At 51.5% G+C, this 18,044-nt stretch carries 18 protein-coding genes and 2 pseudogenes; 9 read left to right on the top strand and 11 right to left on the bottom strand.

Annotated elements, in window-relative coordinates; all coding sequences use genetic code 11:
• Positions 1-59: 59 nt before the first annotated feature.
• The 3 genes from ABLU87_RS09945 to ABLU87_RS09935 form a co-directional block, all read right to left on the bottom strand.
• Positions 60-539 (bottom strand): Rrf2 family transcriptional regulator, encoded by a 480-nt coding sequence (locus tag ABLU87_RS09945; protein ID WP_004121015.1) that lies wholly within the window; start codon positions 537-539, stop codon positions 60-62.
• A gap of 248 nt (positions 540-787) precedes the next feature.
• Positions 788-1,408, bottom strand: coding sequence for a histidine phosphatase family protein (locus tag ABLU87_RS09940; protein WP_032749305.1), 621 nt, complete (start codon positions 1,406-1,408; stop codon positions 788-790).
• Complete coding sequence (locus ABLU87_RS09935; protein WP_122117284.1) at positions 1,405-1,800, bottom strand: DUF4440 domain-containing protein; 396 nt, start codon at positions 1,798-1,800, stop codon at positions 1,405-1,407. Before ABLU87_RS09935 ends, ABLU87_RS09940 begins: the two co-directional genes overlap by 4 nt.
• 282 nt (positions 1,801-2,082) lie before the next feature.
• On the opposite strand from ABLU87_RS09935, the pseudogene ABLU87_RS09930 reads away from it, so the two are divergent.
• From ABLU87_RS09930 to ABLU87_RS09920, 3 genes and pseudogenes are all read left to right on the top strand, one after another.
• A pseudogene (locus ABLU87_RS09930) lies at positions 2,083-2,229 on the top strand (cytochrome b); the annotation flags it as partial.
• A gap of 112 nt (positions 2,230-2,341) precedes the next feature.
• Positions 2,342-2,890: a tetratricopeptide repeat protein gene (locus tag ABLU87_RS09925; RefSeq protein ID WP_014838337.1), complete on the top strand. Its 549-nt coding sequence runs from the start codon at positions 2,342-2,344 to the stop codon at positions 2,888-2,890.
• A 22-nt stretch (positions 2,891-2,912) separates the two neighbouring features.
• A pseudogene (locus ABLU87_RS09920) lies at positions 2,913-3,050 on the top strand (RNA polymerase sigma factor); the annotation flags it as partial.
• 87 nt (positions 3,051-3,137) lie between these two features.
• Here ABLU87_RS09920 and ABLU87_RS09915 read toward each other — a convergent pair.
• Positions 3,138-4,634, bottom strand: a complete 1,497-nt coding sequence (locus ABLU87_RS09915; protein ID WP_122117283.1) for a PLP-dependent aminotransferase family protein — start codon at positions 4,632-4,634, stop codon at positions 3,138-3,140.
• Positions 4,635-4,672: 38 nt separating this feature from the next.
• Here ABLU87_RS09915 and ABLU87_RS09910 point away from each other — a divergent pair, with 38 nt between their 5' ends.
• Both ABLU87_RS09910 and ABLU87_RS09905 read left to right on the top strand, forming a co-directional pair.
• Complete coding sequence (locus ABLU87_RS09910; protein WP_122117282.1) at positions 4,673-5,440, top strand: arylamine N-acetyltransferase; 768 nt, start codon at positions 4,673-4,675, stop codon at positions 5,438-5,440.
• A 621-nt stretch (positions 5,441-6,061) separates the two neighbouring features.
• Positions 6,062-7,033 (top strand): hypothetical protein, encoded by a 972-nt coding sequence (locus ABLU87_RS09905; protein WP_042945071.1) that lies wholly within the window; start codon positions 6,062-6,064, stop codon positions 7,031-7,033.
• A gap of 291 nt (positions 7,034-7,324) precedes the next feature.
• On the opposite strand, the gene gap is transcribed toward ABLU87_RS09905, so the two are convergent.
• Both gap and ABLU87_RS09895 read right to left on the bottom strand, forming a co-directional pair.
• Positions 7,325-8,335, bottom strand: a complete 1,011-nt coding sequence (gene gap / locus ABLU87_RS09900; protein ID WP_122117281.1) for a type I glyceraldehyde-3-phosphate dehydrogenase — start codon at positions 8,333-8,335, stop codon at positions 7,325-7,327.
• 78 nt (positions 8,336-8,413) lie between these two features.
• A complete protein-coding gene (locus tag ABLU87_RS09895) occupies positions 8,414-9,394 on the bottom strand; it encodes a helix-turn-helix domain-containing protein (RefSeq protein ID WP_122117280.1) in 981 nt (326 codons plus the stop codon).
• Between the two features lie 403 nt (positions 9,395-9,797).
• On the opposite strand from ABLU87_RS09895, the gene ABLU87_RS09890 reads away from it, so the two are divergent.
• Entirely contained in the window at positions 9,798-10,730 is a 933-nt protein-coding gene (locus ABLU87_RS09890) for a GIY-YIG nuclease family protein (protein ID WP_014838344.1), read from the top strand.
• Positions 10,731-10,847: 117 nt separating this feature from the next.
• Here the strand turns inward: ABLU87_RS09890 and ABLU87_RS09885 are convergent, their stop codons facing one another.
• On the bottom strand, positions 10,848-11,927 hold the full coding sequence (locus tag ABLU87_RS09885) for an SMEK domain-containing protein (protein WP_064375888.1): 1,080 nt from the start codon (positions 11,925-11,927) through the stop codon (positions 10,848-10,850).
• A 249-nt stretch (positions 11,928-12,176) separates the two neighbouring features.
• Here ABLU87_RS09885 and ABLU87_RS09880 point away from each other — a divergent pair, with 249 nt between their 5' ends.
• Entirely contained in the window at positions 12,177-12,629 is a 453-nt protein-coding gene (locus ABLU87_RS09880; protein ID WP_014229171.1) for a GNAT family N-acetyltransferase, read from the top strand.
• A 269-nt stretch (positions 12,630-12,898) separates the two neighbouring features.
• Here the strand turns inward: ABLU87_RS09880 and ABLU87_RS09875 are convergent, their stop codons facing one another.
• Entirely contained in the window at positions 12,899-13,810 is a 912-nt protein-coding gene (locus tag ABLU87_RS09875; protein WP_348865957.1) for a LysR family transcriptional regulator, read from the bottom strand.
• Positions 13,811-13,906: 96 nt separating this feature from the next.
• On the opposite strand from ABLU87_RS09875, the gene ABLU87_RS09870 reads away from it, so the two are divergent.
• A complete protein-coding gene (locus ABLU87_RS09870; protein WP_122117657.1) occupies positions 13,907-14,896 on the top strand; it encodes an NAD-dependent epimerase/dehydratase family protein in 990 nt (329 codons plus the stop codon).
• 114 nt (positions 14,897-15,010) lie between these two features.
• On the opposite strand, the gene ABLU87_RS09865 is transcribed toward ABLU87_RS09870, so the two are convergent.
• Positions 15,011-15,838 carry an aminoglycoside phosphotransferase family protein gene (locus ABLU87_RS09865; RefSeq protein ID WP_049082513.1) on the bottom strand — a complete coding sequence of 276 codons (828 nt, stop codon included), beginning with the start codon at positions 15,836-15,838 and terminating at the stop codon, positions 15,011-15,013.
• Positions 15,839-16,065: 227 nt separating this feature from the next.
• Complete coding sequence (gene gstA, locus ABLU87_RS09860; protein WP_122117656.1) at positions 16,066-16,671, bottom strand: glutathione transferase GstA; 606 nt, start codon at positions 16,669-16,671, stop codon at positions 16,066-16,068.
• Positions 16,672-16,791: 120 nt separating this feature from the next.
• Between gstA and ABLU87_RS09855 the strand changes: the two genes are divergently transcribed.
• Complete coding sequence (locus ABLU87_RS09855) at positions 16,792-17,667, top strand: LysR family transcriptional regulator (protein ID WP_048263567.1); 876 nt, start codon at positions 16,792-16,794, stop codon at positions 17,665-17,667.
• 47 nt (positions 17,668-17,714) lie between these two features.
• On the opposite strand, the gene ABLU87_RS09850 is transcribed toward ABLU87_RS09855, so the two are convergent.
• Positions 17,715-17,942 (bottom strand): DUF1272 domain-containing protein, encoded by a 228-nt coding sequence (locus ABLU87_RS09850; protein WP_071846104.1) that lies wholly within the window; start codon positions 17,940-17,942, stop codon positions 17,715-17,717.
• Between the last annotated feature and the right edge of the window lie 102 nt (positions 17,943-18,044).

The raw sequence follows: 18,044 nt of genomic DNA, 5'->3' as shown, positions 1-18,044 counted from the left end.
CGGCAGATAACAAAAAACCGCCTTCACTGTGAAGGCGGTTTTTTGGCGCTCAAGGAAAATTAATGGGCTTCTTTATATTTGGCGATAAGTTCAGGCACCGGATCGCACCCGCTGGTATCGGCTTTTTTCACTTCTTCCAGCGCGCTTGCCACGGTGTGGCGTGCCAGTACCTGTAGCGAAGCCTGCTCCGCTTCATCGGCGATAGATTTGAAGTACCAGCACGCGTTCGCGCTGACCACGCAGCGGGCGGGGACGTCAGGGCGCGACGCCCACAGTTTTTTATCTTCGATAACGGAGACGTAGATATCGCGCAGGGTGATCTCTTCCGCCGGGCGGCCAAGATGAATAGAGCCGTTGCGGCCAAGCGTTGAGACAATAATGCCGTCACGCGTGAGAGGAACCATGAGTTTGCGGATAAAGCTCGGGTTCGCTTCCAGGCCGTAGGCCAGAATCGCGCTCGTCGAACGTTCACCCAACTGCTCCGCCATTGCTACGCTGAGAACCATCTGCAAAGCTGTCGGGAAGCGGTAATCTAACATTTTCTTATCCTGGGTAGCGGTGAATCTTGTTCTTTTTGGCACCGCAGAGGTGAGTAAGCAATAAACAACAATATACCAAATACGGTAATTTTTTTGAAGCAATCTGCGCTTTTCCCGCCAGGTAAAAAAGCGTGAGTGAGAGCGGGGCCAGCCGATGCCTCACGCCATGGCGTGAGGCACTGATGAAAAAGGTATCAGCATTTAATACCCGCTCGGGCGCACAGAACCCCCGGGGTCTTAATGGGCGTTTATCGTTGAAGTTGAATGAGATGGGTAGCCATCCCCCATCTGAGCGCGGCGCATTTGCCGTCCGTAAAATCGAAAACAGAGTAACTCGCATTGGGGTGCGCATAGCGAGAGAAGTTATCGAGAGTCCCCTCTTTAAGTAACGCCAGCACGCCCTGACTGACATGCCCGTGAGAAACAACACCGACGATCTGATGTTCATTGGTATTTTGCAGGTGTTGTAAGAAATTTATCACGCGTCGAGTCGCCTGGGCTAACGACTCTCCCTCCGGGGGACAATAGGCTGCATCAAGGGCGAGCAACGCATCTGCATCACGCGGATTGTCTCGCCTGAAGTGCTCAAAAGATATCCCTTCAAAGCAACCAAACGACTGTTCCTTAAGAGATTCTTCAACTTTTAACGGGCAGCCAAGACCTTCAGACAGCTTCAGCCCCATGTGCAAGGCGCGCCCAAGCGGGGAGCTGTAAACACATTCTATCGGATATGCCTCTTTCGTCAGCGCTGTCAGTAACGCCGCTGTTTCTTGCATACCGCGGTGGGTTACGAAGCTGTCGCGATGCCCCTGAATAATCCCTCTATGATTCCACTCGGTTTCTGCATGCCTCACCCATATCACTTTCATCGTATTTGAGATCCGTTATCCAACGATAGTGTCCGCTTCTTGCCATTTGACGCCGGAGTACCCTGATGGAATACCATTTTCCATTGGCCATTCTCTGACATTTCCCAGCATGAGGAACGAAGAGAGGCACAGCTGCCATCTTGATAAAAAGTCCTGTAATGTAATATTGCGAAATTATCTCTAACGCTGATAAGTCTGAAATCGCAACTGAGAAGGGGCGGAATATTTCCTTCAGTAGAAAGTGCCTCTATTGTTCCTGCACGATCAACTAGTACACCCGATCGTGTTATTTCTCTAAATTCCTCATGAAGTATCTGCTCAAGCCATTCCCGCTCTTTGCGCTTGTCGCCATGAAGAGAACATTCGAGTACTTTAAGCGTCTCCAGGGGCATAGTGTTTGTCCTCATAACCTTCGGTCATTCACTCTTAGGGCAATAATCGCTGGAAAGCAACACCCGCTCCCGGCTATCACTGATATTTGGTGACCAGATACTCCTCTTCGCTGCGTCGCCAGAAATGTGAAGGAATAAACGGGGATATATACTCATACGAGGGCGCGAAGAAGGATCGTACCTGAGCCCGGCGATAAAAAACGAAAAAACGTATTTTTTATCGAATAGATTAAAAGGTTGTGGCGTTAACTCATCATCAACGTACTGATGGAGTCATCATTTATGACTGCAACAACGCAACCGCTAACACAACAGTGCCGCGATAGTTTTACCCTGGCACGGCATTGGGTCACCGCAGCCAATGTCATTTTCCTGTTTGCAAGCGCACATATCCGGGAGCCGCTGGAGCGGGGAACGCCCCTGAAAAAAAGGCGGTGGGCCGGTGATATTTGCTGCGCGCTTTTCCCTCACTATCTGCTACGGGACAGCATACTGCGTCGTATGCTGCCTTGCCGTTCTTTTCGTTAACCCGGAGTTCACTATGAACACGTTGTCGTTTTTACATTCCGCCATTAATCAACGTCTGCTGCTGCCCGTGGTGTTTGCTCTGCTGACCACGCCGGTTTTGGCCGCAGGTGACAATAGTACCAATAGCAAAACGCCGGACTGCCCCAGCGGTCAGGTGTATGACAGCACGAAAAAACAGTGCGTCCCTGAAAAAACAAGCCAGCTCAGCGATGAAGACAAAACGCGTTATGCCTATCATCTGGCCAAAAAAGGGGAGTACCAGGCGGCCCTGGACCTGCTCAACACCCTGAAAAATGGCGATACCGCGGAAGCCTGGAATTACCGGGGCTATGCCACGCGTAAGCTGGGCCGTACCGATGAGGGCATCGGCTACTATCAGCGTTCAATCGCGCTCGATCCGACCTATGCCAAAGTACGTGAATACCTTGGTGAAGCATGGCTGGCGAAAGGCCGTCCTGACCTGGCAAAAGAGCAATTGAAAACTATCGCCACGCTGTGCGGCCATAGCTGCGAGGAGTACCGGGATCTTCAGGCAGCGATCGACGGTCATCCTGAGTCCTGAATAAGAGTATGAGGATAAAAAAATTACGACCAGCGGCGTCCGTCAGCATCTTGCTGCATATCTGACACGCCTGTGGCGCTATGGGCTGGTTCTGGTTGTCGAAGAGCTGGTTCAGTCTGCCTGTGTCCGCGCGCTTGAAAAAAGCGCGCGGTTCACCCCGAGGAGGCGGCCGACACGTTGCCCGTCCCGATTGGTTACCCTATCCTGGTTTTATCTCCAATTGACCGGCCCCGGGCAATAGCCGCTGTCAATGTTCCCTGGCCAATTCGTGGCATACGATACCGAGCTGTTCAACGGCATGCAAAAGCGCGGGGGTGGGTTCATTCGCACCGTTCAGGCGCAGGTAGTTTTGCAGTTCCGCCGCGCCCGGGGAAAACAGCGGCCCCGGACTGACGCCAATGCCCAGGGCGAGTGCGCGACGATGTACCTCTAGCGCATCTATCCTGGAGGGGAGTTGTACCCAAATCAAAAAGCCGGCTTCCGGAGCCGCGACGCGCGTGCCCGGTGGGAAGCAAGCTTCAACTCGGGTGATAATAGCGCGCATACCTTCCGCAATCCGCAGCTTCAGATGCCGCAGGTGCCTGTCGTAATCGCCGCTGGCGAGGATCTCGTTTGCCGCGGCTTCAATCAGCGGCGCGCCTGCCCATTCTCCGGCCATGCGGGCCTGCAATACCGCGGAGTGATAGCGTCCGGCAGCAATCCAGCCAATTCGCCAGCCCGGCGCCAGGGTTTTCGACAGCGAACTGCAATAAATCACATTTCCGTCCCTGTCGAAGGCTTTACACGCGGGCGGACGCTGGGCGCCACCGGCCAGATCGCCGTATACATCGTCTTCAATTAAAGGGATGCCCTGATCGGCAAGCAGCGCCACCAGCGCCTGTTTGCGCGCCACGGGCATGCTGGCACCCAGCGGATTTTGCACCGTGGGTGAGGCGAGCACGGCCGCAGGGCGGTGGCGCTGGATAGCCTCTTCAAGGGGCGCCAACAATAAGCCTTCAATCGGGTCTGTGGGGATCTGTAACGCTTTCAGACCCAGATCTTCCAGCAGCAGAAGCGTGCCGAAGTAGGCGGGCTGCTCAATCGCGACAGCATCGCCCGGCTGGCATACCGCGCGAAGCGCCAAACGTAGCGCCTGGGTTGCGCCTGCCGTAATGATAAGGTCATCCGCGCCAAAAAGAGCGCCCCACTGCGCAGCGCGTGCGGCAATCTTTCTGCGCAGGTCCGCTCTTCCCGGGGGCAGGCTGTAGCTCTGCCCGCGCGCATCAAGCCGACGACCGGCGGTGTGCAGCGCCCGCTGTAGTGCATCCACGGGAAGCCAGGCGGGATCGGGTAGCGCGGCGCCAAGCGGTACCAGACGCGCTTCAGCGCTACCGAACAGCGACCGGGCAATGGCGGACATAGTCACCGGCACCGGACCGGGCAAAGAGGCAGCGCGCTGTTCGTTTCCGGAGGCGGCTGGCTGGCGGACAAAATAGCCTGAACGCGGTCGCGAGATAATCAGACCCTCCGCCTCAAGATAACGCAGCGCTTCCAGGGCCGTGGGGAGGCTGACCTGCTCGCGCTCGGCCAGTTTACGCGCGGAGATAATGCGATCTCCTGCCCGTAAAGCGCCTGAAGCAAGCGTCAGCCGCAGCATATCGGCTATACGGCGGTAGTGGGGCGTCGGCGGGGATATTTCGGACATCGTCATCTGTATAGTCTGCTTTTTGATAAATCTGACTATACAGGCGAAGCGGGGCGCCATCTATAGTGTGTTCCACACCAACCAGCCGGGGAAATCACATGCACAGCGACAGTTTTGACCTTTCACTTTACTTCCGCCGCATAGGCTATAGCGGGCCTGCGGCAGCGGATACCGCAACGCTACACGCGCTCATGCGTCACCAGCTCTTTGCCATCCCCTTCGAAAATCTGGACGTACAGGCAGGTAAAATCGTGTCGATGGCGCCCGATGATATTGCCAACAAGCTCTTACGGCAGAGACGGGGCGGCTACTGCTATGAACTCAACGGGCTGTTTACCATGGCGCTGGAAGCGCTGGGCATTGCCTGGCGGTTTGTCGCGGCGCGGCCCATGTTCTATCCCGCGCGCAGGCCTAAAACCCATATGGCGGTCGTCGCGGAAGTCGAGGGCCGTCGGTGGCTTTGCGACCTTGGCTTTGGGAGCTACGGTATTCGCGCGCCGCTGGCCCTGGATGAACTTGATACGGACATTATCCAGGATTTCGATACGTTCCGGCTTAGCCGCGATGCGCACGGCGACTATCTGTTGCAGGCAAAAGTTGAGGGAAGCTGGGCCAATCAATACGGTTTTGACCTGTCACCTCAGGAATGGATTGATTTTGCTCCGGCCAATTTCCTTAACTCCACGCACCCCGACGCGGTCTTTGTACAAAAGCTGCTGGTTATACAGCATCAGCCCGAGGGGCGCTTTATTCTGCTGGGCAATATGCTCAAGAGCATTACCGCGGATCGGGTAGAAAAGCAGCGGCTGGAAGACGATGAAATTGCGCATGTACTTGAGCAGCGCTTTGCGTTGTCTGCCCGCTAATTAATCAAAAGGGCCAATGAGTCCGGGGCGGAACGGGCACGAAGCAGGGATGCCGGGGGAGCCATCGCGATCGCTATAAGGCGGGAGTGACCGCTTCCCCGTGCCCCTCTCAATCTGTTCATCTGCTGCGATATCAGCAGCGGGCGATTATTTACGTTGCCGGCCGGTATATGAAATAGCAGATAATGCAAATAAAAAACTAACGCCACTTTTAATAAACAAGGCTATTCAGTTAATTACCACTACAAAAATAAGATAATTCTATCTGAGCTGGCCAATCCGTATCCGTAGTACATATTTTCGCCACGCAATTCCCTGCGCCTGGAAATTCATTGCTAACAAGTAGTTACAGCTATGCGGCAATATTTTTGGCGATAAAAAATGGTTAAAATAAAATCATCTACTAAAATCAAATTGTTGATTAAATTCATACACTGCTCGTTCGTATTAATTTAGATAATTGGCTCTGTGTCGAATGCCCAAAATTTAAGCAGCGAGTGATGGCTGCTGACGATAATTATCCCGCTCGATATTGCCCTGGGTCTGGCAGGTAAATTCCTGCTCTGGACGTTTGTGTAAAACGACACCGGGCTAATTGAGTTATTTCAAAGGACAACGTAAATGACGAATATCTACGACTCTACCAATATAAGCAGTCAGGAAGCGGCCAGGCACTTGCCTGCGGCTGCTGTAAACAGCGCGAGCGCGGTTTCATGGGGGGCGATATTTGCAGGCGCCGCCGCTGCCGCCTCGCTGGCGCTTATGCTGCTCATGCTTGGCGCCGGATTAGGCCTCACCTCAATCTCTCCCTGGGAAAATCAAGGTCTTGCGGCGGGTACCGTCGGTATTGCCGCCATCGCCTGGCTGACGTTTACCCAAATTGTGGCGTCAGGAATGGGGGGATATCTGGCCGGACGGCTTCGGACTAAATGGGTTGATACGCATACCAATGAAATCTATTTCCGCGATACGGCGCATGGCTTTCTGACATGGGCGGTGGCGCTGCTGGTATCAGCCGTCCTTTTAACCACCACCATCAGTTCACTCATCGGCGGCAGCGCAAAAGTCATTGGTTCCGTTGCCGGGGGCGCGACGGCAACCGCCGTGAATAACGCGGGGGAGGGATCATCGATGTTATCGAAGTCATCGATGGAATATTTTACCCGCTCGCTGTTCAGGGCTAGCGGCTCCACTCCGGCAGGTAACAGCAACGCATCGGGCAATGATGTTATGGCCATGAATCAGCCGGCGCCGCCAAAGGCGGAGTCACCCGCTCAATTAGCCGAGGTGACGGGCATTTTTGCTAACAGTATTTATTCTGGCGCGCTTCCCCAGGATGATCTGACCTATGTGGCGCAGCTGGTTTCTCAGAATACCGGCATCAGTCAGCAAGAGGCCGAGCAGCGGGTACAGGCGGTTTATGATAAAGCCCAGGCTAATTTGAAAGAGGCAAAAGATAAAGCGCAGCAGGCCGCAGACGCCGCCAGAAAAACTACCAGCTACGTCACTCTGTGGTCATTTATTTCTCTGTTAATTGGCGCTTTTGTTGCCAGTCTCTGTGCCACCTATGGCGGCCGTCAGCGTGATTTATAACGTCTAATACTCATTATACGGGAGGAACCTATGCGTTCAATATTGCTTTTCTTTCTGGGTGTGCCAATCCCTATCATTATTTTAATCGCGCTATTTGTGCACTGACTATTTTCCGGCCCCGCAGGAATAGTGGTTAAGAAAATACTGACCCTCGCACATTACCGCTAAAGCATAAATGCCCTTCGCGGGCATTTATGCTTTTTATCAGGCGCTCAGAGGAGCCTGCTGCGCGTCATCAGGGAATCTCTCCGCGACAGAGTGATGTCAACTAGCAATAACACCCGCAGTGAATTAACGCTCACGCCTTGCCATCATCAGCGCCAGGTCAACGAGGCGGTTAGAGAAGCCCCATTCATTGTCGTACCACGCCAGAATTTTAACCATATTGCCGCCAATCACCAGCGTTGACAGACCGTCGATAATCGACGAGCGCGGGTCACCCTGGTAGTCGCTGGAGACAAGCGGTTCATCGCTATAGCCGAGGATCCCTTTTAGCGGCCCCGCCGCGGCGGCTTCACGAAAGGCATTGTTCACCTCTTCGGCCGTCACCTCTCGCGCCAGCGTCACGGTCAGGTCGACAATAGACACCACCGGTACCGGGACGCGCAGCGAGTATCCCGTTAAGCGGCCATCCAGCTCAGGAATAACTTTGCCCAGCGCCTTCGCTGCGCCGCTGGAGTAAGGCACTATCGACAGCGCGGCGGCGCGAGCGCCACGCAGATCTTTTTCCGGCTGATCGTGCAGGGCCTGGCTGTTGGTGTAGGCGTGGGTGGTGTTCATTAAGCCGTGCTTAATACCGAAATGCTGGTGCAGAACCTGCGCGGCAGGCGCCAGACCGTTGGTGGTGCAGCTACCGTTGCTGACCACGAAGTGTTTATCCGGGGAGTAGAGGCTATCGTTAACGCCCATCACGATGGTTAAATCATCGTTTTTGCCGGGGGCGGAGATAATCACGCGCTTTGCGCCACCGCTGTGGATATGCACCGCCGCCTTGTCGCGATCGGTGAAGAACCCGGTGGCTTCAATGACGATATCGACTTCACGCTGATGCCACGGGATATTGGCCGGGTCGCGTTCGCTGAATACGGTTATGGGTTTACCGTCAACCACAAGCTGCCCTTCACCGGCGGTAACGTCCGCGTCGAGCTTACCGAGCAGCGAGTCATATTTCAGCAGATGCGCCAGCGTTTTGCTGTCCGTCAAATCGTTGATCGCCACAATCTGAATATCCGGATGACCCAGTGCAGCGCGCAGTACGTTGCGTCCGATACGGCCAAAACCGTTAATACCGACCTTTACCATGATTAACTCCTTATCCATTGTCTCTGGCGTCAGAGTAGGCCGGGCAGGCTTTGGCGTAAATGACAAAAAAGGATCACTTTACGCCATTTTGCGGCAGTGAAATCGCTGGCGATATTCCCCGGGTGTGAGGTGAAGCTGTTTTTCAAACAGCCGTCGCAGGTTAATGCTGCTGCCAAATCCCGTTTGTTCGGCGATACGATCCAGCGTCTCGTTAGTTTGCTCCAGACGCTGCCGCGCGGCGGCCAGACGGGCTTCGGCGATGTAGCGCGCCGGCGAAGCACCGGTTTCCCGGGTAAATACGCGGGTGAAATTCCTTGGACTCATGGCGACCCTTTCCGCCAGTTTATCCACGCTGAGATCGGCGGTGAGGTTTGCGAGCAACCACGCCAGCAGATCGTTAATGGGGCCCAGGGTGCTGGTCTGCTGAAGGTTGTAGCGGCTAAACTGCAGCTGACCGCCGGGACGACGCAGGTACATGACGAAATCCTGGGCAATATCGCGCGCCAGGCTAAAGCCGTAGTCCTCTTCAACCAGCGCAAGGGTGAGGTCGAAGCCGGAACTGACCCCGCCAGAGGTCCAGATGTGTTCGTCCTGAATATAGAGCGGACCGCCTTCGACGCGTACCTGAGGAAATTCCGCCTGCAGGGTATCCAGTAGCTTCCAGTGGGTAGTGGCTCGCCTGCCGTCCAGCAGCCCGGTTTGCGCCAGCAGCAGGGCTCCGCCGCATATGGAGGCAATGCGGCGGGCATGGGGAGCCGCAAGGCGCAGCCAGTCAACCACCGCAACCCCTTCCTGCGGGTTTTGACCTCTGCCGGTAATCATGATGGTATCGAGCGGCTCGCGAGGGTCTATCTCATGCAGGCGATGATCGGCCAGCAGATTTAAACCGGACTGACCATGGATCACCTGATGCGGCTGGGTGGTCGCTAGCTGGACCTGGTAGCAAAGCCCCCCGGCGCCTTCCGGGTGCAGACGGTTGGCCTGCGTCAGAATGTCGGCAATACCGGCGGATTCAAACAGCATGCCGCCATCCGGGACAATAATAAGTATCTTCTTCATGTCCTGAAAAGTAATCTTTTTACAGAATAAGTCAACAGAACAGACGGGGAAGGGGAAATTTTTGCCACCGCAGCGACGCTCTCGTCTCGCTCGCTGATGGTGTAACGTCGACGGGATGGGGTTGCCTGATGAGGCTGGTCTCGCACAAACTGGACTGGAAAAATAGTACCGAATGTCTGCTATGAGCGAGGAGCAGACGTTGCTAACAGCATTCTGTGTGAATCAACAACGATATATTTTCTCCACATGCACCTCAAGTACATTGCGCCACTACACTTTATAATCGCTAACGATGATAAGTATACTTATATAAGTCTTTGCCCTTAGCTCTTGGATTAACTTGTTGAAGTTTCGAGAAAATAATGATAAACAAAAAAAGTGGCAATAATAATGGATTTTAATTATGGAATGGAGATTTTTAGGTTCAATATCAGAGGCTAGGAAATCTGGCTGTAGCGGAGTTTATCTTATTGTCCATAAAGGACTTTTCAATCGTGTGGTTTACGTTGGGGTAAGTTGTAATGTAGGTAGAAGGATAAACGAACATTACGACGGTTACCTGAGAGGAAACCGAACAATTTACGACGCGGGTCACGATGACGACGTGTATCGCTTCATGTCAGCGTATAAAATTCATAACCATACAAAATATTATCAAGCCTTAGCGAAGGATTATAAGATATGGGCATCTACAACGTTATATTCTGATTTGCCGAAAAACATGCTAGCAAAAAGCCAAAGCTTTGATACTGACTGGCAGAGTATTGCATTAGAAAAATATATTCCTCAACTGGTAGTATGGGCCCTTCCAATGGCAAGCTACTGTTATTCAAATGCAAGCAGGATTGAAAGTGTAATCCAATCAAAACTCATTAAATCTTTTGATTTGAGAGGTTTTTTTAATTTAAAACAACTAAGCATATTGGGTAAGATTGAATATCCATATATGGAAAAGATTAAGGTTTTTATTATTGATACGCCTGATTTAGACCCGGCATCCCAACTTATCTTTAGCAATCTGTATAATAAAAAAACAGATGACAATTTCTGTAAAGAGTTCCGTTCACAGTTTAAAAGCGAGATTTTTCAGAGGGAAAGTGAAACTCAGAGAAAACGAACTCTCAGGGAGCATAAGGTCTCTCTTTATGAAAATTTTGGCAAGCCTTGGACTTTAAAGGAAATGGAAAAACTTAGAGTCATGCTTGTCGATTTTGATTTGTCCCCGACAGAAATATCTGAGTATCTAGGAAGAGAGCCTCGCTCTATCTCTAAAAAAATAAGCGAAAATGATAAAGTTACTAATTATAAGTGGAGAGAGAGCGTTGGCTGGTTGTGACGTTACGTTTTGATTGAAATAACCCCATTTCGTAAGGTCCGCTCTTGGCACGAAGCGGACCAGATAACTGAGCTGGAGGTCCGCTGTGAGCGAACAGCAGACGTTTGCTGAGGTGTATTAGTAAATCAGGAAAAAATCATTATTTCTAATTGCCCGGTACAATTCTTTTTCATCATATCTCGACATGTAAAAATTACCAATAGCTCTAAATAAATTATAATTCACATCCCAGTTAGACCATTTCAGGATTAATTCTTTGTAATGCGGAAAAATCTCACTATCTTGAACGTAGCGTTCTGTATCGAAAACTTCTATGATCTCACAAATTCCCCACTTATTTAACCCATAATATATATCATCAAATCGCTCGGCTTCTTCTTCAGTAAAATGCGTTGCATATTGCGCAAGGTTAAATCGAATTTCTTGCGAAACGTCATCCTCCCTATTCCTGCCATTTACAAAACCATACTGATAAACCATACAAATAAAATTACGCTGCAACATTGATAGTTCTGATAATTTTTTTTGAAGATGATACAAATCATTTTCACACTGCTCACGCAACCATTCTTTATGGGAGTCAGTTAAGTTCCAATTTAGACCTAATTTATTTATTTCAATGAACTTATTAAAAAGAGATTGGTTTCTTTTGAAACTGGTCACTTGTGGTATGAATAATCCCGAAGAGTTTAAAGGAATCCAATTGGAAAAATTCTCTTTAAGATAAGCAACGACTTTATGCCGTTCTCCTGTTTCTAAAGTACATAGAGAGGATATTAAGTCATTAATATCAAAAACTTTCACGTTAAAGTATTGATGAGAATATTTTATTCGTTTGTTAGTGGAGTTGATGAAAAAGTAAAAATCTTTATATCCGCTTTTTCTGAGCCAGTCAGGTGTTTTGTCTATGCTATCTCCGAATTTTTTGCTACTTGCGGTTGCCGTTACTTGCATCACAATTTTATTGTGCTCATCAACATAATCTATGCCGGGGTAATTATGCTTAAAAACTTTGTTAGCGTCTTCAAACTCTTTTTGAAAAGCTTTATTTATTAGCCACATTAAGGCCTCTTCCGAGGAGGTTGTTCCATTTTGCAAATTAAGTTTTGATTCGTTAGAAATTGTTGCACTATAGCTACTTAAGACTCCAGCTACGAACCTCTTAAAAGTTTCAGTTTTAGTTGCATATATGTTCATTATTGAGAATCCTTTTTCATTTTTATAACGGCCAGAATACAGCTCAGCGGTTTTCTTTTCAATATGGGAATGTCCGCTCCTGGCACGGAGCGGACGAACTAACTGAGTTGAATCTCCGCTATGAGCTAATAGCAGACATAACATCCCCGGGATAGTTTGGGAAAGGATACTCTTCCAGCATCAGTTTCGGTTCATGCTTTCTGAGGCAGGATACTTTATGCTGGTTACTCTCATTTATAGAATACGACCATGATAACTGTAGAGAAATCCGATCCATTTTCTTCAGAGTCCCATCGCTTAATCGAAATGCTATCAGCTGAACTTGCCGCTATTACGGGGGATAGTGGCAAAAGCAATTTCACCGTTGAAGCAATGAATGATGACAAAGCCTTATGGGTATTGGCAAAGAATACTCATGGCGAAGCAATAGGATGCGGCGCTATTCGGCCGATAACGCAAAATATAGCCGAGCTTAAAAGAATGTTTTCAGACCGAAGCGTGCCTGGAGTTGGGGGAGCTTTACTCACTTTTCTGGAAACATCTGCAAAAGATATGGGATATAGCGAACTCAGACTGGAAACCCGACACATCAACCATCGGGCAGTAAATTTCTACGAGAAAAATGGATATATTCGTATTGAAAATTACGGCCCCTATGTCGGTAGGACAGAAGCCGTGTGTTTCTCAAAAGCATTGCGCTGATTGTATTAATTGGACCCGCTTTCCGCTCCAGGCACAACGCTGTCTACCAAACTCCACCAATGCCCATTTAGCTATAGCGTTAAGGCTGTGAGAGTAAAGACAGATAATGATAATGCGCAGGATCGTGTGTTGCGCTCATGCAGAACCATGGTCATCGCGATTTCTGCATCGAAACGGAGCAGCCGGCAGGACCGAGGAGCGGGATTCCTCCCAGAGAAAACGCGCGGAGTATACAGGCACCTTAAAAGGGACCATTTCTCCATGGCGATTCACTGTGCCTGTCTCTGGCCGATATATTCCTCTAATCCCTTTGTCAGAACATCGAAAACCAATTTGCAGCACAGACTATTACGCAGGTCTTCGTGCATGACGATCCAGGTATCAAGATAGAAAGAAAAGAAATTCGGCAGTAATCTCCGCAGTGGAACAGAGCCATTGGCCAACTGCACCTGGCATATGCCAATGCCGGCACCGGCGCGAATAAGATTCAGCTGAGCCACATCGCTGTCGGTGCGCATGGAAAATGCATTCCGGCTTAGCTGAGGGAATTTTTCCAGGGCCTTACGGATGAAAGGCGTATCCTGATCAAAGCCAACCAGCGCATGTTTCAGCAGATCATCGCTATTTTCAGGCGTGCCATGTCGTGCAAGATAGGACGTCGATGCGTGGAGACCGAGTTCAATGCGGCCAACGCGACGCGCAATAAGCTGTTCCTGTACTGGCGTCGTCATGCGTACAGCAATATCGGCTTCCCTATGCAGTAAATCCTGAACCCGGTTCGACAGAACTAATTCAATCGTTATTTGTGGGTGAGACTCCCTGAGCCTGGCAATAAGCGGCGGCAGAACTTCAACGCCGATAAAGTCACTCGCGGAGACGCGGACGACGCCATGAATGGACGCGCTGTTATGACTAAAGTTGGAGGCTGTGCGCGCTAGCGTATTCGCGGTGCTCTCCATCGCTTCGGCATGCACCCTCAGCGCCAGCGCCGTTTCAGTCGCCAGCAAGCCCGTCTGCGACCGCGTGAACAACACCTGGCCCAGAGCGGACTCGAGCGCAGCGATATGCCGTCCCGCCGTAGGCTGCGTAATCGAAAGCCTGCGTGATGCGCCGGAAAGCGAGCCTTCCCTGAGCACAGCCAGAAATGTTCGGTACCACTCCCATGGGATAGATGTATTCATACAAATTTGTATAGCTGCCCTATAAAGATATGCAATTCCATTTAGCTCTGCCTGTACGTACGCTGTCAAGGTCAAATCAGCAAAGAGGCAGACAATATGGAAACCCGAGGCAAGGTCCTGATACTTGGCGCAACCGGCGGAATCGGTGGTGAAACGGCGCGCCGGCTCATTCAGAAAAAATGGGACGTTCGTGCACTAAAACGAGGACTTCATGGCAGTGAACGACGTGGTGACATCCAGTGGGTAGGGGGCGACGCTCTCGACCCGGAGCAGGTCGCCGCTGCGGCAGCAGACTGTAGCGCGATCGTTCACGCCGTCAATCCGCCCGGCTACAGAAACTGGAAGCATCTGGTGCTGCCTATGCTGCGCAACACGATTGGCGCAGCAGAACGAACCGGCGCCTTGATCGTGCTTCCCGGGACCGTTTACAACTATGGATCTGACGCTTTTCCGCTATTACGGGAAGACGCTCAGCAGACGCCGGTCACCAGGAAGGGAGCGATCAGGGTACAAATGGAGAAAGAACTGGAGGCCTATTCCCAGCGTGGCGGACGGGTATTGATCGTCCGCGCGGGGGATTTTTTTGGTCCGCGCGCCGGTAATAACTGGTTTTCTCAAGGTCTGATTAAGCCCGGCAAGCTGCCTGGCGTCATTGCCAATCCAGCTTCGTTTGCAACCGGTCACCAGTGGGCTTACTTACCTGATGTCGCGGAAACGATAGCTGCGCTGCTGGCTCGACGCGAGGAGCTTGAGCCCTTTGCACGTTTTCATATGCAAGGTCACTGGGATGCCGACGGCAGCGAAATGGTCAGCGCGATTCAACGCACAGCGGCACGCTATGGCGGCATGGCCAAAATACAATCATTTCCGTGGTGGTTGATGTACCTGGCAGCACCTTTCAACGCAACCTTACGCGAACTTCTGGAGATGCGGTACCTGTGGCGCCAGCCGGTTCGCCTGGACAATACGAAACTGGTGAATTTTTTAGGTGCCGAGCCTCACACCCCTCTTGATGAAGCTGTCCATGCGACATTACAGGGCCTGGGCTGCATTGATCGTACCGAGATGCCTCGTATAACAATATAGAGACGCTCCAGGGTTGCATCTGGCACGAGGCGGACAGGCTAACTGGGCTAAAGGTCCGCTATGAGCGAGGAGCGGACGTACAGGAAACCATTACCCCCATTGTCGACTTCCCACTCACCGTTCCAGTTCAGTCATCGCCAACTCGGCAACTTTTATTGTTGTTGAAACAGTATCGTTACTTGAGAGGGACCAGGCGGTTGAAAGACCACACCATGCAATTATCCATTTGAGCAGGCGTTCTCTGTCCAGGTCAGCCATTCTGGTGACGATGCTTAGACGCTGTTTAAATGTCTCCGGTACAGCCGCAACAGGAGGTACTGGATTACCAAGATCCGGATTAGTAAAAATATTAGCAAAGTCGAATCCCCGTTCACCTATTAGCCCTTTGGGGTCAATGGCAAGCCAGCCAGATGTTTCAAAATCAAGCACATTTCCGTGATGTAAATCGCCATGCAATACGACCACATCTCGAGGAGAAGAAAGCAATTCCTCTGAAATTTCTGCGCAACGTGTCAGGATACCGCCATATTTCAAGGCTGCTGGTTTTAGAGGATTAAACCATTCATGTAAAGGCGTAAGCTGGGGAAACGGTCTTTTTGCGCATGAATGAAGTTGGTTCGCAGTCATACACAAAATATGACAGGCTACGTCATCCTTATCTCCACGGGACATTGCTGATAAAGAGGAGGAACCTGTGGCTCTTGAGAGAAGAATTGCTTCATTTTCATGTGCAATCACCTGTGCCGCACCATTCCCTTCCCACCATGCCATTAGTGCATTACCGGCTTGTTCATCAAGGTCATCCGTAACTTTTAGCATGGCTTTAATACCATGTGCTGCTGTTTTGACCGGATACAACTGTGATGTATGAGTTATAAATGGAGTGCCATCAGGAATGAGGTTCCAGCGACTTAGCCAGGGTTTTAACTTGAACGTATCCATAAAGCTTTCTTTGAAATCCTTACAATCAAAGTGGTAAACAGGTATGCATTCAGGCATTTTACCCCATAGGTGAAGCGCTTTCCTGCATGCTGTCTTCTGGTAAGACAATGTCCGCTCCTGGCACGCAGCAGACGGCCATCGGACGCGCAATCCGCCATGGACGAGGAGCGGACTTTCCATTTTGCAGATACTCAAAAGCGGTGTCCCGCAATCAGCGATTACCAACCTTAAAGCGACGCCTCGGCCAGTAATGCGGCCTGTACCGCAGGACGGGCATTGATCGTTTCCCTGTACGCCAATAGCGCAGGCCAGCGCTCCAGTGAGATTGAGAAGAATTTACACCAGCCCAGCACAGTGAAGAGGTAGGCATCAGCCACGCTGAAGGATGGGCCAGTCAGATAGGTTTTTTCGTTGAGAGTCGCCTGAAGGAAATCGAACTGTCGGAACAGCTTCTCACGAAAAATCGCTCTGACCTCTTCGGGCAGCGCGGGGTTGAACAACGGTGCCGAGCCAGCATGTATTTCACTGGTGATAAAGTTAAGCCATTCCTGCAGACGCACCCGAGCCCAGCTGTCCGCACGCGGCGCCAGGCCGTGTTCTGGTTTTAGATCGGCGAGGTACTGCACGATGGCCGGGCCCTCAGCGAGTATCTGACCATCATCGAGCTCAAGGGCCGCGACATAACCTTTAGGGTTAATGGCGCGGAAGTCGCGACCATCAGCGGTGATCTTGCTTCTGTTGTTGACTCTAACCAGTTCAAACTCAAGTTGCAGTTCGCGCAGCACAATGTGCGGCGATAACGAACAGGTATCCGGGGCGTAATAGAGTTTCATTTTGTCTCCGTTAAAGGTGAAAAGCCGTCGGGGGACGTCCTGAATCCACTGTATTTGACGCGTAATGCGCTGTAAAATTAATGATAAAGAAACCAACTATTAGCTGAGCTACTGATAATCATGATGAACCTTTTACATTGGCGCTTACTGGTGGCGGTGGCGGATGCCGGCAACATCTCGCGCGCCGCAGAGGAGATAGGAATGACTCAGTCCGGCGCCAGCCAGGCAATCGCCCAGCTAGAGTCTTCACTGGGATTTTCGGTATTTATACGTGAGCGACGATATATCGGCGTGACCGCGCTGGGCGGGCAGGTTGTTGAACACGCAAGAAACATGCTTTCGCAGCTAAATGCCATCCGCGAACTGGCCGATGAGAGCCGGGGTTTAAATCGCGGGCGCATTCGCCTGGCCAGCTTTCCATCAGTGACGTCCACCTTGTTGCCTGGACTGCTGCGGGACTTTAAGCGCCTGCATCCGGGTATTGACGTCGTCATCCTGGAAGGCTCGGACGAGGAGGTCGAGGAGTGGCTGGCCGCAGATACCGTTGAGCTGGGGGTAATCATGAATCCCGAACCCGGCCGTGCTGACGTTGTATTAGGGCAGGATGCATGGGTAGCGGTACTGCCAGCCACTCATCGGCTGGCACATCATGCCAGGACGTGTGGCATAACGCTAAAGGCGCTGGCAGACCAGCCCTTTATTCTGGCGACAGGCGGATGCGCCGTTAATGGCAAAAGCCTGATGGAAAAGGCGGGTCTGCAACTTGTTGATATACGCGTGACGGTACGCGACTGGATTAGCGCCTGTAAGCTGGTCGCGGAAGGGATGGGCGTCGCCATTGTGCCTGAATCAGCCCTGCCAGAGGCGTTGCGCAATCTGTGCGTGGTGCCAGTGACGCCTGCCATACACCGTGAGTTTCGGCTGGTCTGTTCGTCATCCGGAACGTCTTCCGGCGCAACACAGGCGCTACTTAACGCGCTACGTAAACGAGGATGAGCGGGCACGCGGCGAACCGGATCGTCAGCGATAAGTGACAAACCGGCTTATTGTTTATATCGGCGCAGGCTGGAGGCGGGATGCCGAAGGAGGGCTGATTCGGGGCGTATTGGGCGGCGCACCAGCTCTCCCCCACAGTTCGGGCACCGGCCTTGCAGCCGCTGAGTCACGCAGTCAACGCAAAAGGTGCATTCGAATGAACAGATGTACGCGCTTGTTGATTCTGGCGGCAGATCGTTATCACAGCATTCACAATTAGGGCGAAGTTCAAGCATGGTGATCTCCTGCTATTAAATAAAGGGGCGTCATGAGCGCGCGAGGGGCATCTGCCTGTCCCGTATTCGAACCGCAGCGCTTAATCTGCACGAGATGAGCAT

It is taken from the genome of Klebsiella sp. CB_Kp196, assembly GCF_040061575.1.
Lineage (GTDB): Bacteria > Pseudomonadota > Gammaproteobacteria > Enterobacterales > Enterobacteriaceae > Klebsiella > Klebsiella michiganensis.
Note: the sequence above shows the minus strand (reverse complement) of the source record. Positions and strands in the feature narration are given on the sequence as shown.

Excerpts from the sequence above, each read along its gene's own strand:
- ABLU87_RS09945 (WP_004121015.1), bottom strand. The coding sequence starts at position 539 with ATGTTAGATTACCGCTTCCCGACAGCTTTGCAGATGGTTCTCAGCGTA.
- ABLU87_RS09940 (WP_032749305.1), bottom strand. The coding sequence starts at position 1,408 with ATGAAAGTGATATGGGTGAGGCATGCAGAAACCGAGTGGAATCATAGA.
- ABLU87_RS09935 (WP_122117284.1), bottom strand. The coding sequence starts at position 1,800 with ATGCCCCTGGAGACGCTTAAAGTACTCGAATGTTCTCTTCATGGCGAC.
- ABLU87_RS09925 (WP_014838337.1), top strand. The coding sequence starts at position 2,342 with ATGAACACGTTGTCGTTTTTACATTCCGCCATTAATCAACGTCTGCTG.
- ABLU87_RS09915 (WP_122117283.1), bottom strand. The coding sequence starts at position 4,634 with ATGGCGCCCCGCTTCGCCTGTATAGTCAGATTTATCAAAAAGCAGACT.
- ABLU87_RS09910 (WP_122117282.1), top strand. The coding sequence starts at position 4,673 with ATGCACAGCGACAGTTTTGACCTTTCACTTTACTTCCGCCGCATAGGC.
- ABLU87_RS09905 (WP_042945071.1), top strand. The coding sequence starts at position 6,062 with ATGACGAATATCTACGACTCTACCAATATAAGCAGTCAGGAAGCGGCC.
- gap (WP_122117281.1), bottom strand. The coding sequence starts at position 8,335 with ATGGTAAAGGTCGGTATTAACGGTTTTGGCCGTATCGGACGCAACGTA.
- ABLU87_RS09895 (WP_122117280.1), bottom strand. The coding sequence starts at position 9,394 with ATGAAGAAGATACTTATTATTGTCCCGGATGGCGGCATGCTGTTTGAA.
- ABLU87_RS09890 (WP_014838344.1), top strand. The coding sequence starts at position 9,798 with ATGGAATGGAGATTTTTAGGTTCAATATCAGAGGCTAGGAAATCTGGC.
- ABLU87_RS09885 (WP_064375888.1), bottom strand. The coding sequence starts at position 11,927 with ATGAACATATATGCAACTAAAACTGAAACTTTTAAGAGGTTCGTAGCT.
- ABLU87_RS09880 (WP_014229171.1), top strand. The coding sequence starts at position 12,177 with ATGATAACTGTAGAGAAATCCGATCCATTTTCTTCAGAGTCCCATCGC.
- ABLU87_RS09875 (WP_348865957.1), bottom strand. The coding sequence starts at position 13,810 with ATGAATACATCTATCCCATGGGAGTGGTACCGAACATTTCTGGCTGTG.
- ABLU87_RS09870 (WP_122117657.1), top strand. The coding sequence starts at position 13,907 with ATGGAAACCCGAGGCAAGGTCCTGATACTTGGCGCAACCGGCGGAATC.
- ABLU87_RS09865 (WP_049082513.1), bottom strand. The coding sequence starts at position 15,838 with ATGGATACGTTCAAGTTAAAACCCTGGCTAAGTCGCTGGAACCTCATT.
- gstA (WP_122117656.1), bottom strand. The coding sequence starts at position 16,671 with ATGAAACTCTATTACGCCCCGGATACCTGTTCGTTATCGCCGCACATT.
- ABLU87_RS09855 (WP_048263567.1), top strand. The coding sequence starts at position 16,792 with ATGATGAACCTTTTACATTGGCGCTTACTGGTGGCGGTGGCGGATGCC.
- ABLU87_RS09850 (WP_071846104.1), bottom strand. The coding sequence starts at position 17,942 with ATGCTTGAACTTCGCCCTAATTGTGAATGCTGTGATAACGATCTGCCG.